This is a genomic window from Chitinophagaceae bacterium (assembly GCA_016699815.1).
Lineage (GTDB): Bacteria > Bacteroidota > Bacteroidia > Chitinophagales > Chitinophagaceae > Ferruginibacter.
Genome location: CP065012.1, coordinates 2,010,509 through 2,026,973 on the forward strand (window position 1 = coordinate 2,010,509; position 16,465 = coordinate 2,026,973).

The following is a 16,465-nucleotide window of genomic DNA, read 5'->3' on the forward strand; positions in this document are numbered from 1 at the left end:
CACCTGGGCTGTAAAAGATAAAATGGATATGGTGCATTTTAATGTTTACCGTACTGTATTTGGAAAAGATGATTATAAGAAAATAAAGGTTACTGTGAATGGCAGTAATATCGAAGATTACTATACAATACCTGTAAGAAATTTCAAAGCTATCAATACTCAACGCAACCATGAAGTGAAAATATCATGGCATTATGAAAATAAAAAATACCTGAATGGAATAGATATTATGCGTAGTTCAAATTATGATACAGGATATATCAGAGTTGCAACGGTTCCCGTGAGTGATAGCACATTCACAGATATACTACCGGTTTCGGGAGAGAAAATTATTATTATTATTTATTATTGCATAGCGCAAATAACGACCCTATACCTACTACAAAAATATTTGCAACCTATAGAGATAATAATTCAAAGCCAAAGCCACCCAACTGAAATTGATGCCACCTCAATTAAAAATGGCATTAAAGTATACTGGAAAAGTGCGGAGCCATACGTTAAAGGTTTTTATGTTTATCGCAGAAATAATACCAACGATGACTTTACGCAAGTAAGTGCATTAGTGCCTTCTGGGGCAATAGTTTATTCCTTTACGGATACTACCAGGCAGTTGCAGGCTGGAGAAGTGTATGATTATATTGTACGCACCATAAATGAAGACAATCAATTGAGCAATCCATCAGACACGGTTACAGCTAACCCGGGAATTTCCAAATTAATAACAGCACCAATGAATCTTAGATACCGTAGTATTGACGGGCGCATTACCATTTTGTGGGATGATATGAGAAAGTGGGAAAATGATTTGTTGGGATATAAAGTATTCAGAAAAGCCGGAACCGGCAATTTTATCAGAATGGCCAATGACAGCTTGCAACCTGAGCGTAATTTCTTTTTGGATTCAACCATTCAACCCGGAGTTGATTATTCTTTTGCGGTGAGTTCATTGGATATTTCAGGAAATGAAAGTGAAAAATCTATTATTCTAATCCCTGCTATTTCTGATGAATCGCCTGGTGCGCCATCAGGTATTCGGGTGAGCCAGACAGAAAATGATGTTTATATAACCTGGGGGCAGATAACTGAAGATGTTACAGCCATTAAAATTTACAGGTCAGAGCCGGGCGTACCAGCAAAATTAATTGCAACCATTTCCGATGCCGATTCATTTACAGATAAAAATGTTTCTAAAGAGAAATTATATTTCTATCAATTAGCATCAGTAAGCAAGGCAAATATAGAAGGAGTAAAGAGTGAAAAAATTTCAGTGAGATTATGATAAACCTCGTTGTTGCCAGAAACCTTTGGGCGACATCTTATTTAATTTTAAAATTCGCCTATGATTAGAGTAGCAAGAAAATAAAATTGAATACTTAAAAAATTGCTTTTGCAAATGAAATATTTCAATTCAATTTCTTAAGCTTTAATAGAATGAAAAATAAAAATTCAACCACAAATAAGCTTTCCATTCAGGCTTTAATTTTTCTTCTGTCATTCGTTTATTGTGGTTCCATTTTCGGACAAGATATTGCAGGCAGTAAAGACCATCCATTGATTACCCGATATCCTGGTTCTGAAATAGGTTACTATGAAGTGCAGAAATACCAGAAGTATCATATTGCCACAGGTCCGGAAACAGGGTATAAGCAAATTGATAAATGGGTTGAAGCAGAAGGTAAGTTTACCCGCATTTATTACATCATAAAAGGAGAAACAACGCTTACCGAAGTATTTCAAAATTACAAAACAGCATTAAGCAAAGCTGGTTTCAAAACACTTGCCCAAGGCAGTAATCCTACAAGCGGTGTTTCAAAAGAGATTGGCGGAAGGGGATTTTAAATACTTTTACACAAAAAATCCTTATCCCACTAATGCAGGTATCAAAATTAATACCGGCTCCTCCTCTTCAGCAGGTGCATTTTACATTGCTGCGCAACTGGAAAAACGGGAAGCAATGTTTATGTAGCTATTGGTGGCAGTCAATATGCATCCAATGAAAAAGTTTGCATTGTTGATATCATTGAACAAACCACCTTGCAAGATGACTTGATAAAAGTGAACGCTGACGAAATTTTGAAGGGGTTGAAAAGCGATGGCAAAATTGCACTCTACGGCATTTATTTCGATTTCGACAAAACTAATATTAAACCCGAATCAGAATCTACGCTTAATGAAATTTCAAAAATTTTAAAAGCAAACCCTACACTGAATTTGTATGTGGTAGGACATACTGACATGAAAGGCTCTTATGAATACAACATAACGCTTTCTAAAAGCCGTGCCGTTGCAGTTGTAAATGAGTTGGTAAAGAAGTATGACATTTCTTCATCACGCTTATCCGGTGAAGGTGTTGGTCCGCTTGCTCCTATATCCACAAATGAAACCGAAGAAGGCAGAAAACTCAACAGGCGGGTAGAACTTGTTTTAAAATAAATTTATAGCGAATTAAGTATGAGAGCAAAAGGCATCCTGATTTCATTTGCTAAATTTTTCTCTATTATTATTTTCACCCTTGTGGCAACATTTATTATGGCAAAGCTATTTCCGCCACCTAAAGGAACAGGATTTGACGGATTGGACTATGTATTGAAACCAATTTACATGAGCTTATTTTCAGGAGCCATATATTTGGTGTTTTCATTAACCAAAACAAAACACGAAGTAAAATATTTTCTCTTAGCGCTGTTTGTTAACTTCATGTATGCTGTTCTCCTATTTCTAAATGTGTTTTAAGAATGAATAAATATTTTTCAATGAATATAACTTTAACTCACCGTACTAAATGCAGGGACTGATGTTTTTTTGAGTGTGGTTCGTTGTCCAAATTGATAATAATCTTGATACGACATCTCTTTGCATAGGAAGAAAGGCATCCGGTAATTTTGGTATTGCCAATATTGTGGTTTGATATTGGAGTAATCAGTCCCGGTAGCTATCGGGATTCTTATTATTTATCTTTAGCAATAAATATTAAATAGATATTTACCGCCAGTAACACATAAAAACATTAAATAAAAATATTATCTGAAGTAGAAAAAGTATATCTTTCTTTTGTACTAATGGTTAAGGATAAATTTGTTATATACACTCCCATTTGCTTTTTCATTTTTCCAAAAATACGGTAAATAAATAAGGACTAAGTTATCCTTATTTAATAGCTTTGTAACTGGTTTTCCCGGGTTACCCGGTTTTCATTATAAAACAGTGCTTTTTTTTTGAAAAAGAAAAATTACTATTGGCATAAAAAGACGTTTATTAAAATAATCTATTATCAACACTTATACTGATTATGAGTTCAAATCCGCACCAATTCCATATTCCGGTTATGGGCCTGGCCTTTACCATTGATTCTCCTGTAAAAGTTGCACAATATGGCATATCCTCTGTTATTTCAATAATGGAAGACAGGCTTATAGAAATGATGCGGAAGCATTATTATGCTTATATAAATGAGCAATTTTTACCTATATCAACCAAAGAGGAAAATTACCGTGAGAAAAGAATCACAGACTATTTAAATTTAGTAAGCAGGATTGTATTGGAACAAATAGAAAAATTGAGAAATTCAGTATTTGAAGCCGGCTCAGAAATAGTGAAATATTTTGAAATGCTGCCAGATAACAGCCTGGTGAAACAACTGTACAGGCAAATGCAGGATACAGAAGAGGGAATAAAAAAAACGGAGCTTGAAAATAAGCTTAGAAATACTATTACACCCGGAGGCATTGATGTTAACATCATGACCAAGTTAGATAAAAATAATTTTACCAGGGAAGGCACATTAATAGAAAACGGGTCAGATGCAATTTCAGCATTAAGAGGTTATGCAAAAAGTAGACTTAATAACTCTTCGCTTGTTTTATCTGCCGGAATGAACCCACGTTTATTTAATTACATAGACCAGTTCAGGGAGTTTGAGGCAAAAGGCCCCGGCCAGTTTGAAAAGAAAATTGTAATAAAAGTGAGTGACTACCGCTCAGCCCTGATACAGGGAAAGTATTTGGCCAAAAAAGGAATTTGGGTGAGCGAATTCAGAATTGAATCGGGCTTGAACTGCGGCGGCCATGCTTTTGCCACCGATGGATATTTGATGGGACCAATACTTGAAGAATTTAAATTAAAAAGAAATGAACTCACTACAACATTGTTTGAAATATACAACAAAGCCCTGGATGCTAAATCCTGCATCACTTTCAGCGAACCACATCCTATAAAAATAAGTGCCCAGGGAGGAATTGGCACTTATGAGGAGCACCAATTTTTGTGCAATTATTATAGAGTGGATAGTACAGGTTGGGGCTCTCCGTTTTTATTAGTGCCAGAAGCAACTACTGTAGATGATGATACGTTACGTTTATTACAAAAAGCCGAAAAGAAAGATATTTATTTAAGTAACAACTCCCCGCTTGGAGTTCCATTTCATTATTTAAACGGCACAAGCTCTGATTACCAAAAAAAGGAGCGAATTTCAAAAAAATTCCCAGGCAGTCCTTGTACTGAAAAGCATTTGGTGAACAATACTGAATTTACTGAAGAGCCTATTTGTACCGCATCATCTAAGTACCAAAAGTTGAAAATTAATCAATTAAAATCTCTTATCTTACCTGTAGAACAATATGAATACGAATTACAAAAAGTATTGGATAAAGAATGCTTATGCATAGGTTTAAGCAATTCCGCTTCAATTAGATATAAGCAACCATTTTTAAAAAAGCTTACCGATGTTACTATTTGCCCGGGACCCAACATTGCTTATTTTTCAAAAACAGTGTCACTCCGGGAAATGACAGATCATATTTATGGCAGGGCCAATCTTGTAACGGATAATAACAGGGCACATGTATTTATAAACGAACTATTTCTTTATATTGATTACCTGGGCAAGTTGGTTTCTGAAAAGTATGTATTAATAGATAAAAAAAAGGGAAAATATTTTACCGAATTTTATAACCAGTTAATTAGCGGTATTGAGTATTACAGAAAATTGAGTATTACAGAAAATGGGCTTTCCGATCCAGGAAATTGTAATTTTAGAAATCTATTAGATGAGGCAGAGCATCAATTAAAGGCAATATTTGAAAGTAGGCTTGAAAATATTCCCCATTAATTTATTCCCGGCAGTTGCATAATTTAATACCCGAGGATATTCTAAGTATGCCTAAAATAAAAAAGAAAAAATACCCGGAAAAACTTCCGGGCATTAGTATGAAGAAGAACTAGAGAAAATATTTATTGTTTTACAAAACGTATGGATTCCTGCTTGTTGGAATAATAGATGGTTAAAATGTATGTGCCTTTGGCCAAAGATTGAACAGCAATTTGCACTTGTTGCTCGCCGGTAGCAGTTCCTTTATACACTTGGCTTCCTTTGCTGTCGGAAATACTAATTTCTACTTTTTCTGCAGCAGCAATGCCGCTCATTTTTAAATGGAGCAGGTGGGCTGTTGGGTTAGGAAAAAGTGTAAAAATGGTTTTCCCTTTATCGGTTACCCTTAGCATCACTATGTTGCTTAACTTTTCAATGCCGTCAATATCAATTATTCGCAAGCGATAATAATTATCACCTAATGAAGGCGCTGCATCTGTAAAACGGTATTGATTAGTTTGGGAAGTTCCGTTTCCTTTTGCATCCTGTTTGTTTATCAAGTTGTAATTCCTTGTATCTATGGAGCGTTCGAGCCTGTAGTGTGCTACATTTATTTCATTAACCGTTTGCCATTGGAGTAAGTGGCCATCATTTACTTTTTTACCGGTAAAAGAAATTAAATCAACGGGCAAAGGGTTGAGTGGGTAATAAATATTTGCCCAGCCATCTCCCTGTCCGCCATGGTTGAGTGTGCTATCGGTGATTTGCACATATTTTATTGTTGTAAACCCATCTCCTATGCTGCCTAAGTTGAGTGTGCTATCGGTTGCCTGCAAATAGTTACTTAGGGCAAACCCATCTCCATTGCCTCCACGGCTTAAAGTACCATCTGTAGATTGTATATAAAGAGTAGCAGCAAACCCATCTCCGTTGCCACCATGCACCAGTGTGCTGGTAGTAGCTTGTGCATAATTGTTTACCGCTAAGCCATCTCCGTTTCCCCCAAAAAATATAAAGGGATTGTTTTGTGCACAGATACTTTCTATTGCAATAAGACAAAGTATCATAATCAGAATTTTTTTCATTACCTGGTTTTAAAGTTTGAAAAAATTATTCTGCTGTACGCACACCACGGCCACCTCCGCCAGCTAGCCTGCTGTTATTATAGTAGGTCATATAGTTTACCCTGCTTGAAATTGAGGCATAGCTATAATAAAAAGAGCTTTGGCCATAATGGTCCCCACGGTAACCATAAAATCCGGGGCTGCTATTATACCATTCGGCAACATCAAAATTTTGAGTAGCGCCACCTAAGTTACCATCGCCATGTTTACTTATAAATGTCCTTCCCGGAACATCGGCGCTTACAACTATTTCATAAATATTTCCGCTCATTTCCATAATGCCATAAAAAGATCCTCCACTGCTTTGCCTTGTGGAAGTGCTTGTAGCCAAAGCGCCACAACGTATAGGATATGAATTGTTATATCCAATATTTCCACTAGCCCAGGTTTCTGTACTTAAGCCAATATCGGTAGGCGTTTGTACAAATTCAATAGTAGTATTTCCCCAGGCATATTCGTTGGGTACAGGTGCCTGATTGGCGCCTCGGCATGCTTTCTCATATTCCAGTTCGGTCATTGGCCTTAAAGCACTCCAGTCTAATAAGGACAATACATCATCGTTACTAAGACTATTCATTGCACGCTCTGGCTGGTTGGGTACTAAAGCAGGATGGCTGCCTGTAGTAAATGCACTTGGGGTACGGGTAGTTGCTGTAGCTGCATCAAGTGTATTTAAAAAATCGGCATATTGCTGCTGGCTTATTTCGTATTTCATGCACCAAAAGCTATTAAAACCTTTGGGATAAAGTGCAGGTATTGTACCATTTTGTAAAGTGCCCGAAGCAGAAAAAAGGTCGGAAGCTAATGTGCCTACTGTTAACGCATTTTCTGATGTTACATTAAAGCATGTATCTTTGTCGCCCCTGCGTAAATGGTACGGCTCGGTTCCATTGCTGCCTAAATAAAATGAACCTTGTGGAACATAAACCACTTCTACGGCAAAAAGTTTTATTTCTACACTGTCATTATCTGCCACTCCATCTGCGCCATAGTTCCAGCGTAGCTGTGCGCCAGTCCAATTGATATTTCCATTACCTACTGCATTTCGGTAAATAAAAATTCCTTTGCCATCGGATGGGGTGCTTATAGTGCTGCCAGAAGGCTCTGTGTGGCCCGATGCTCCGGCTGTGCCCGGGCTTACATAATTAAAAGTAGCATGTTGCCACGCATACGTATTTTTTTTACGAAATTTTACAAAAATCCAGCAACCATCATAGTTGCTTTCATTGGTAACTGTTCGCCATGAGTTTTCCCAGGCAATATCAAATTTTACCATGCTGTAATGCAGGGATGTGTTTTGGCTGCCCACAGAAACATTTGCGGTGGTTACGTTATTTGCTATAGACAAATGTGTCATAATAACAAATGATAAAAAAGTGAATAGCTTCTTCATACTTAAAAATTTTTTTGATTTGTAAATTCTGCCACTAAGGCATACTGGTTAGAATTTTAAGGTGTTTTATACAGGTTTTTTGCCATTCAAAAGTCATGCAATTCAATGGCATATACAATGGGCTGAGAAGCCCAATTTTTATTTGTAATTTGGGAACAAAAAAGTTGCCGATGGTATTTGCAGCTTAAATAATGTAATAGGGAAGCTGGTTTAAATTAATCCTTCTCTCCTTGCTTTTTCAATTAGTTCAATACGGTTTTGCGCCTGGAGTTTTTTGTATATATTTTCAATATGCCTTTTAACAGTAAAGGGGGAAATAAATAAATTTTCTGCAATGTTTTTGTTCGTATGCCCTTTGCTGAGTTGTTCCAATATTTCGGTTTCCCTGTCCGAAAGGAGCGGTACATCCTGCTTTGAAAAATATTTTATATGGGCTGCGTTTTTTAATAACTGCAATGCTTTTATGGCAATAGAAGGAGACATTACCGAGCCTCCATTTAATGTATCGGTTATTGTTTCGTAAATTTTTTCTGCTTTGGTATCTTTCAGTATGTAGCTGTCGGCGCCTGCTTTTATGGCATTAAAAATATAGTCATCATCATCGTAAATAGTAATCATTACAATTTTAACCTGCGGATATTGCTTTTTTATTTTTTCTGTTGCATCAATTCCGTTCATTTCCGGCATTTCAATGTCCATCAGCAGTATATCTATTTCGCTACTGGTTTCAATGTTTTCAATTGCTTCCTTGCCATTTTTTGCTGTATGTTTTAAAATAATATCAGGAAAAGCAGAGAGTTTTTCTTTGAGCGTATTTAGGGCAATATTATTGTCTTCCGCAATAGCAATGTTTATCATATTAAAACAGTATTTCAATGAAGTAAGTAGTGCCTTTACCTTCGCTGGTTTCCACTTTTAGGCTGCCGTTTATTTCGGCAACCCTGTTTTGTATATTGGAAAGCCCGTAGGATTTATTTTTAAGTTTTTCAAAGTCAAAACCAGTTCCGTTGTCGGCAATTTTTATAGCCAGTAGTTTTTCTTTTTGGGTAATGTCAATGAGTATTTCTTTTGCCGTAGAATATTTTATGGCATTCGTAATAATTTCCTGCACGGCCCTAAAGAGGTTAATTGCCTGCCTGGAGCTAAGCAGGTAGTTTTCGGGCGCCTCAAAGTTAAAGTGAAACTGCATGGTTTCCTTTGCTTCTGCGGCATGGTTGATATAATTCAAAATTTTTACCTTTAAATCGTCAAGAAAAATTTCTTTGGAATTGAGTACCCACAGTGTATTACGTAATTCGGTTATGGAATTTTCTGAAAACTCAGCAAGCGTATTTATTTTTTTGTTTATGGTAGCATTTAGTTGAGCAGATAAATTTTTCAATCCATCTAAAATAGAATTGATGAATGTAAGTTGTGCACCAATGCTGTCGTGCAGGTCACGGGAAATAGCCAGGCGTTGCTGCTGTATTTGTGATTGTGCCTGCTCCTGTAATAATTGATTTTCTAACTGTAATTTATTTTCAATAAAACTGGCCTTTACCTTTTGGTTTCTTAATACAATTATGCCAATAAACAAGGCGCATCCTAAAGCAATGAGCCATAAATTTTTTTGCCTGGAGATTAGCTTGTTTTCTGCAATTTGAAGGTTTGCATTGGCTAATTCTTTTTCTTTTTTATGGGTTTCAAAAAGTATATTATACTCGGCTATGGATTGCTCGCCTTTTTCGTTAATGAATTTTTTATACTGCTCAATGTAAGCTTCTTTTGCATCCAATGCTTTTTGCAGCTTGCCCTGTTTTTGGTACAATGCAGCTAATGCATGGCTGCCTTTTAATGCATTGTTCAATTGCTTGCTTTCGGTAAAAATTTTTATGGCCTCTTTTAAATAATTTTCAGCAATGATAAACTTGCTTTCTGCTGTTGCTACTTCCGCAAGGTTAATGTATGTGTCGGCAATCCACGCAGGATTATTCAATTGCTTATCTATCTTTAGGTTTTCTTTAAAATAGTAATTGGCTTGGTTATAATCTTTTAGAAAAAATAAATTACACCTTGCCAGGTTATCCTGGAAACTTGTTTTAACTAAAGTGTTGCCTATTTTATCGGCTATGGCTATTCCTCTTTTGTCAATTTCCATTGCTTTGGTAAAATTGCCCGATTGAGCCTCAACATTGGCTAAAGTATGTAGCGTAATAAGGTAAGACCGGGAGGTATCATTATTTTTCAATAGTTCAAAAACCTTATTTATGGCATCTTTTGCTTTGTCAAAATCTTCCTTCTCCTGATAAAGTTGGGCCAAAATTGTATAGGTGCCGGAAAGGCGCAGGGTATCTTTTCTTGCTTCGTTATTGGTTATGGATTGATGTAAATCGAGTAATGCTTTTGGATAATTGCCTAAACTTTTATTGGCTGTTCCCATTCCCTGTAAGGCATAATCTGCCAGCAAGCTGGATGAATCCACAAGTTGCAATGCATTTTCGTAGTAAGATAAAGAAAGTTGAAGGCTTGCTTTTTTTAGATAAATGCTTCCTTTAATTAGCTCCTTTTTGGCCTGGTAATCTTTTTTTAGTGTTGTTAGGGAATCCAACGATGAAAAATATTTTTCTGCACTATCAATGGCAAAACTTTTTTGCACTACAACTTTTTCAAAAAGACTTTGAATGAGTGTTTCTGCAGTTCCCGGGTAAGGATTTTTACTAATCTTTTCATTGTTTTTATTGCAGGATAATAAGCCAAAATAAAATATACAAAATAGCAAATATGTTTTACGCATTTAGTTTTCATTAACTAAAACAATACTACTCATTTTTTTGTTAAATCAACCAGCCCGGTGCTTAAAATTATACTCCTGATTTAAGATTTTTTTTAATTAAAGACATAAAATACCCGTATTTTATATTAACCATATTATTTCCGGTGGATTTCCCCAATTTGAAGGCACTTTGTTAGAAACTAATAAAGCGAAATCAGAAGTAATACTTCCAAGGTACTGAACGGGATATTTGTAAACAATTTTTTTAATCTTATAAAACCTTAATGCATAAGCGCACATAATACAAGGCTCATGCGTAGTAACTAAAATACAGTTTGACAGGTCGTTGGTATGTAGTTTTTCTATGGCAAATCTAATGGCTTCTATTTCTGCATGGCAGGTAATATCGTTTTTACTGTGAGCTGCTTCTTCTGCTTTGCTGATAATAGTATGGTCTTTAATTATCATTGCGCCTACTGGCGAATTTCCTTTTAAAGCAGCATTTTTCCCTAATGCTTCACATTGCCGCATAAAAGAAATGTATTCTTCCATGTTTTTTTTTCAAAGTTATTGTAATTAATTATTGGGTGCATAATTTAAAGGAAATTTACCTCACCATGTTTTTTTTGTTATGATTATTTATTAAAAGAATAAAACAGGCGCAGGAAATATAGTGAACGCCTTTTTGTACCTTTAGCTAATTGATTTCTTAACTAAAAATTTTTTTATTATGGATACCTGGTTAACCACTTTAATTACGGCAACACCACAGGAAGGATATGAACTGGCGATTACACTTTCACGCCGTGGCGTTAAATATACCCAGCCCGATGCAGAAGTATTGCAAAAACTTAGGCCACAATATGCTAATGATCCTAATGCTCTTACTGCTGCTTCGCAGGTGATTGCTATTAATTTTCAAACGGTTGCTGCGGCAAATAATTACTGGAAAAAGTAAAATTTGTAAAGCAAGGTGCCTGATTTTTTTTAATATCTTTTGAATTAACTTGAACGAAATAGTGGAGTGTTGAGCTGTAAAGTGTATTTGTTAAACCTTAAGCATGAGAAATAAAATTTTCTCTTTTCTTTTTTTTCTTTCTACGCTATCTTATGGCCAAAGCAATAGCCAACTGAGCTTTCACTCAATTAGCGGGCTTTCACAAAGTACAGTATATTCAATATTAAAAGATAAGCAGGGCTTTTTATGGGTTGCTACGGCAAACGGGCTTAACCGGTTTGATGGTACTTCCATGAACATATACAAGCCTTCATATAGTGAGCCGCAGGGTAAAATGAAGGGAAGAATAATACGCAGTGCATTGCTGGAAGATGATGCAGATCAAATTTGGTTTGGAAGCGATAGGGTTGTTAATTGTTTTAATAAAAAGAAGCAGGTTTTTACGCAACGGCAATTGTATTGGAATAAAACGGGTTTAGGCAGGTTGGATAGCACGCCCAATATAGAAATATTTGCCAATCCGTTAATCATAAAAGAAGGCTATTACTGGTTTTCATCGGCGAGTGAAGGATTGTTTGCTTTAAACACAAAAAAGAATAACTGCTTTAATTACCCGGTAACAATAAAAGATGAAAAAGGAAACAATATTCCACTTATGTACCAGGGTGTTGCACTTAAAAATAATATATGGTTTGCATCACCCAAAGGATTGTTGCGCTTTAATTTAATCCATAAGCAATGGGACCTTTTTTTGGCAGGGCAGTCTTTTTTTTCTATTGCCCATTGCAGGGATACTTTATACCTCGGTAACAATGAGAATATTGAGTGGTTTGATACAAAGTCTTTAAAAAAAGGGTTCTGCAAAATAAATAATTTTCAGGCGGAACAAAAAACAATCCGGTATATAACTACAGATGGAAAAATGAATATTTGGGCTGGCGACCAGGATGGGAATATTTTTTATAAACCTGCAATAGCAAATGAATTTATTTGGAAAGGAAACATTAATGGTAATGCCCGAACAAAGTATCCGGTTTATTGCATGTATGCAGATACTTCGGGCAATCTTTGGGTGGGTGCAGATGTTTTGGGTTTATTAAAAGCAGATATTACGCATAGTGGTTTTAACAGGTTCCCAAATGTAAAAAATGAAGCAAATAACAACAAAGATTTATTTGTGTACTCTATTTATGAAGATTCTGAAGAAAATATGTGGTTGGGAACTTTTCAAAACGGGTTATTGGTTGTAAATAAAAAAACAGGAGAGGCAAAACCTTTTGCATTTCCTTTTTTTGACAATAAGCTGCTCTATGCCAAATCGGTGCCACTCATTGCTACAGATAGTAGCGGAAACCTATGGGCGAGTTACTCCGGTTATTTATACATAAGAGAAAAGGGAAAAAATGATTTTATACCTGTTAAAATGCCCGTTCCTATAAGCGCTTTACAAACGCCCCAGCTAAATAGTATTGTAGATTATGAAAATGGCTGGCTGGCCGGAACCAATATTGGCTTGTATTTTATTAAAAAAGAAAAAGGTATTTACCGGGTGAGGCATGTTACCAATTACAACCAGTCAAAAGTAATTGGGCTATGGGTTTCGCCCGAAGGAAAAATTTGGACCGTGGCAGGATCGAACGGGATTTTAATATTAAACAAACCCGATGACCCTATTGCCGAACAGCGTATTTTTAAAGGACTTGATGTAAAATCCATACGTTATGATGCAGCCAAACACTTACTGTGGATTTCCAGCTCTGATGGGTTAATTGCCTATTCGTATCCCGATGGTCAACACCGGTTTTATACCGAAAAAGACGGGTTGTTGAATAGTTTTGTATATGGAACAATAAGCAATAATGATGAAATATGGGTTAGCACCAATAATGGATTATCAAAAGGAAAAATTGTTTATAAAACCGGGGAACGATTGCCGGAAATAAAATTTATGAACTACACCGTTTCCGAAGGACTACCGGCTGATGAGATGAATACCGGCGCTTTTTATAAAGGTAAAAGCGGTAACCTTTATTTTGGAAGCGTAAAAGGTGTAGTTTGGTTTAAGCCTGAAGATATCAAATCAAACCTCACAAAACCAAATATTCAAATTACCGGTTTGCTGGTAAACGATTATGAAGCAGATACTGCACTGGCGGCTGGCTATATCCAGGCGCTTCAATTGTCTTATAATGAGAACAATTTATACTTCCGGTTCAGGAGTGTGGAATTTAATAATGCACTTAAAATCCGCTATAAATATATGCTTAAAGGTTGGGATAAAGATTGGATTTATCCGGGTACACTTAATGAAGTTTATTATAACAATTTACCGAGTGGCAAATATACTTTTAAGGTTATGGCACAGGGAAACATGGGTATATGGAGCGAAAAACCAAGGGAAGTTTATATTACCATTCGTCCACCATTTTGGAAAACATGGTGGTTCTATACCTTAACGGCAATAGCAGTTTTGCTTTCTGTTATTTTTATTACCCGTTTTTTTATAAATCAAAAACTAAAAGCAGAAATAGCAGAACTTAAAAAACAAAATGAAATTGAAAAGGAAAGACAAAGAATATCCAGGGAAATGCATGACGATATAGGAGCCGGACTTACCCAAATTACCTTAATGACGGAATCGTTAAAAAATAAAATGACCGGTTATGCCGGCAAAGACCTTGATAATATTACCAGCACAAGCCGTAAACTGGTAAATAATATGGGTGAAATTATTTGGAGTTTAAACCCCAACCAAAAAACATTGAGTGACCTTTTTGCCTATTTAAGGGAGCAAATAAACCTTCAATTGGAATACGCAAACTTTAAATACTACATTAGTTTACCCAAAGCCGGCAACAACATTTTACTTACCAACGAACAGCGCCGAAATTTAGTGCTGGTAACAAAAGAAATCATCAACAATGCTATTAAATACAGCAATGCACAAAATATTTTTGTAAAATCAATCATACAAAACGGAACACTTTTATTTGAAATTAATGATGATGGCGATGGTTTTGATTTGCAAAAATCACACAACGGTAATGGAATAAAAAATATACAAATCAGGATAAAGGAGCTGGGTGGAAGCATAAGTATAGATACAAGCCCCGGAAAAGGCTGTCGTTTCAATTTTAGTATCTTCCTAAATGCTACCATATAAATCACATTGCCGGTAAATACGTTTAAACCCATTTTTGTATGGTGAAAATAAATTCAATTGCAATAATAGAAGATGATGAAACGGTACTGCATTATTTGGCCGAACAAATACAACTTTGTATTGATGTAGCCGAGCTTAGGGTTTTTGGTAATGCCGAAACAGCTTTGAAAGAACTGATTGCAGAGCCTGTGGATATTGCCCTTTTTGATGTAAACCTGCCCGGAATGAATGGTATAGATTGCATAAGGAAGTTAAAAATGGTTCACCCCAAAACACAGTGCATGGTACTTACCGTGTATGATAAGCCAGATATTATTTTTGAAGCATTAAAAGCCGGAGCCATAAGCTATTTATTAAAGAGTACACCGGCAGAAAAAATTATTGAAGCCATAGCAGAAGTAAATAAAGGGGGGAGCCCAATAAGCAGCCAAATAGCCCGAAAAGTAATAGAAGCTTTTGCTATTAAAGAAAATACCAATGAGTACTTTCAAAACCTCACCCGAAGGGAGCAGGAAATACTTGAAAATTTAAGCATGGGTTATCGTTATAAAGAAATTGCCGATAAACTTTTTGTAAGTTTAGATACGGTACGTACGCATGTGCGAAATATTTACGAAAAGCTACAGGTAAACTCCAGGGCAGAAGCATTAAAAAAAACCGGCTTGCTCTAAGTAAGGCATAACATCAATATCACATTTTTTCAAAGCAAGTGTTTTAAGAGTTTTACAACTTATTCCTAAACTCAATTAAAAAAAGCAACCATGAAAGTATTCATTAGTATTTTAGCATTATCTGTTGTAATGCTATCCTGTAAAAAAGATTCAGACAATAACCAGCCACCGCCAGGTAATGGACCAATTGAAAATAGCCAATGGGTTTATAAATCCACAACTTATAACGAAGGCGGATCGGTAATAGAAACCGGTAACATCACCTTAAAAGCAGTTGCGGCTACTATTGGCGGCAGCACTTGGCTCAATATGGTGGATCAGTCTACAGGCCAGCCCATAATTGCCATTCAAAAAAGAACCGAAGGTTGGTGGTATAATGCATACCCGGACGGCCCACCAAGTTTATGGTTTAAATATCCGGCTGCGGTAAATGAAACCTATCCATATGCTTTTGGTACTTGCCTGGTTAAAGAAATTAATGCTTCGGTAACAGTTCCTGCAGGTAGTTTCTCAAATTGTTACATGGTAGAAGGAGATGATTCCAATAGCAAGGAAGACGAATTTTGGTTTTCAAAAGATGGAGCCATTTTAATTAAATTCAATACCTACGATGAAAAAGCTGCCGGACCTGCAACTAATTTGTTTTTGGATCAATCATTAGAACTGGTAAGCTTTACAAGATAATTTTAAGCCTTTTTAAATAATTATTTTTACTAAAACCCTTTTTTAGGGTTTTTTTATTGCATCAATTTCTTCGGAAAGGTTGGTAACGCCGGGCTTTATTTTTACATTTATAAGTTGACCTTCGGTAATACTAACAGTTTTGTCATTTATATTTTTTGCAACCCCGTTAAATGTGCCATTTAAAATATTTTTTATAGTGTCAAGTTCGGTAATATTAAATTCACCGCTTACAAATGAATAACTATCCATTGGATTTGAAAAATCTGGGAAATAGCCTCCATGTGAATTCTTCATCATTCCTGTTTCAAAAAGCTGAAAAGTGCCCGAAGTTGCCTTATTAAGGTTAACATTAATAGTTCTTTTATCCATATGCATATTACTGGTAATGTTCAGCCATGCTGCTGGCGTTTTTTCATCCCATAAAAACCTTTGTACTATCCAGCCTTCAGAATTTACTGCAGCGCCATTTGCTTTAAATAAAATACGATTGTCGGCGTTGTTAACGGTAGTCTTGTTTTCTTTATTAACCGATTTTACTTCAGGCGAATTCTTTTGATTTCCAGAATTGCAGGAGATGATAAATATTGAAGCAATAGCAATAAAAAAGTACTTTTTCATAAAAAAATGTTTA

15 protein-coding genes are annotated in these 16,465 nt (G+C 35.9%); 9 read left to right on the top strand and 6 right to left on the bottom strand.

Features of this window, described 5'->3' with window-relative positions; genetic code table 11:
* Window positions 1-22 precede the first annotated feature (22 nt).
* The 5 genes from IPO46_08890 to IPO46_08910 all read left to right on the top strand — a co-directional run bounded on the left by IPO46_08890 (window position 23) and on the right by IPO46_08910 (window position 5,110).
* Window positions 23-1,282 (top strand): hypothetical protein, encoded by a 1,260-nt coding sequence (locus IPO46_08890; protein QQS62238.1) that lies wholly within the window; start codon window positions 23-25, stop codon window positions 1,280-1,282.
* A gap of 152 nt (window positions 1,283-1,434) precedes the next feature.
* Entirely contained in the window at window positions 1,435-1,842 is a 408-nt protein-coding gene (locus tag IPO46_08895) for a hypothetical protein (GenBank protein ID QQS62239.1), read from the top strand.
* 243 nt (window positions 1,843-2,085) lie between these two features.
* Entirely contained in the window at window positions 2,086-2,436 is a 351-nt protein-coding gene (locus IPO46_08900) for an OmpA family protein (protein QQS62240.1), read from the top strand.
* 18 nt (window positions 2,437-2,454) lie between these two features.
* The gene (locus IPO46_08905) at window positions 2,455-2,736 is read left to right on the top strand and encodes a hypothetical protein (GenBank protein ID QQS62241.1); all 282 of its coding nucleotides are present in this window, start codon (window positions 2,455-2,457) and stop codon (window positions 2,734-2,736) included.
* 556 nt (window positions 2,737-3,292) lie between these two features.
* On the top strand, window positions 3,293-5,110 hold the full coding sequence (locus IPO46_08910) for a hypothetical protein (protein ID QQS62242.1): 1,818 nt from the start codon (window positions 3,293-3,295) through the stop codon (window positions 5,108-5,110).
* A 122-nt stretch (window positions 5,111-5,232) separates the two neighbouring features.
* On the opposite strand, the gene IPO46_08915 is transcribed toward IPO46_08910, so the two are convergent.
* The 5 genes from IPO46_08915 to IPO46_08935 form a co-directional block, all read right to left on the bottom strand.
* Window positions 5,233-6,156 (bottom strand): T9SS type A sorting domain-containing protein, encoded by a 924-nt coding sequence (locus IPO46_08915; protein QQS62243.1) that lies wholly within the window; start codon window positions 6,154-6,156, stop codon window positions 5,233-5,235.
* A gap of 43 nt (window positions 6,157-6,199) precedes the next feature.
* The gene (locus IPO46_08920; protein QQS62244.1) at window positions 6,200-7,606 is read right to left on the bottom strand and encodes an SUMF1/EgtB/PvdO family nonheme iron enzyme; all 1,407 of its coding nucleotides are present in this window, start codon (window positions 7,604-7,606) and stop codon (window positions 6,200-6,202) included.
* 210 nt (window positions 7,607-7,816) lie between these two features.
* A complete protein-coding gene (locus IPO46_08925; protein QQS62245.1) occupies window positions 7,817-8,464 on the bottom strand; it encodes a response regulator transcription factor in 648 nt (215 codons plus the stop codon).
* 1 nt (window position 8,465) lies between these two features.
* Window positions 8,466-10,379 carry a hypothetical protein gene (locus tag IPO46_08930; GenBank protein QQS62246.1) on the bottom strand — a complete coding sequence of 638 codons (1,914 nt, stop codon included), beginning with the start codon at window positions 10,377-10,379 and terminating at the stop codon, window positions 8,466-8,468.
* Between the two features lie 120 nt (window positions 10,380-10,499).
* The gene (locus IPO46_08935; GenBank protein QQS62247.1) at window positions 10,500-10,910 is read right to left on the bottom strand and encodes a nucleoside deaminase; all 411 of its coding nucleotides are present in this window, start codon (window positions 10,908-10,910) and stop codon (window positions 10,500-10,502) included.
* Window positions 10,911-11,085: 175 nt separating this feature from the next.
* Between IPO46_08935 and IPO46_08940 the strand changes: the two genes are divergently transcribed.
* The 4 genes from IPO46_08940 to IPO46_08955 all read left to right on the top strand — a co-directional run bounded on the left by IPO46_08940 (window position 11,086) and on the right by IPO46_08955 (window position 15,834).
* Window positions 11,086-11,316 (top strand): hexameric tyrosine-coordinated heme protein, encoded by a 231-nt coding sequence (locus tag IPO46_08940; GenBank protein QQS64365.1) that lies wholly within the window; start codon window positions 11,086-11,088, stop codon window positions 11,314-11,316.
* A gap of 103 nt (window positions 11,317-11,419) precedes the next feature.
* Window positions 11,420-14,479, top strand: a complete 3,060-nt coding sequence (locus tag IPO46_08945; GenBank protein ID QQS62248.1) for a hypothetical protein — start codon at window positions 11,420-11,422, stop codon at window positions 14,477-14,479.
* A 38-nt stretch (window positions 14,480-14,517) separates the two neighbouring features.
* The gene (locus IPO46_08950) at window positions 14,518-15,150 is read left to right on the top strand and encodes a response regulator transcription factor (protein ID QQS62249.1); all 633 of its coding nucleotides are present in this window, start codon (window positions 14,518-14,520) and stop codon (window positions 15,148-15,150) included.
* A 90-nt stretch (window positions 15,151-15,240) separates the two neighbouring features.
* Window positions 15,241-15,834, top strand: coding sequence for a hypothetical protein (locus IPO46_08955; protein QQS62250.1), 594 nt, complete (start codon window positions 15,241-15,243; stop codon window positions 15,832-15,834).
* Between the two features lie 42 nt (window positions 15,835-15,876).
* On the opposite strand, the gene IPO46_08960 is transcribed toward IPO46_08955, so the two are convergent.
* Window positions 15,877-16,452, bottom strand: coding sequence for a hypothetical protein (locus tag IPO46_08960; GenBank protein QQS62251.1), 576 nt, complete (start codon window positions 16,450-16,452; stop codon window positions 15,877-15,879).
* Window positions 16,453-16,465: the final 13 nt, after the last annotated feature.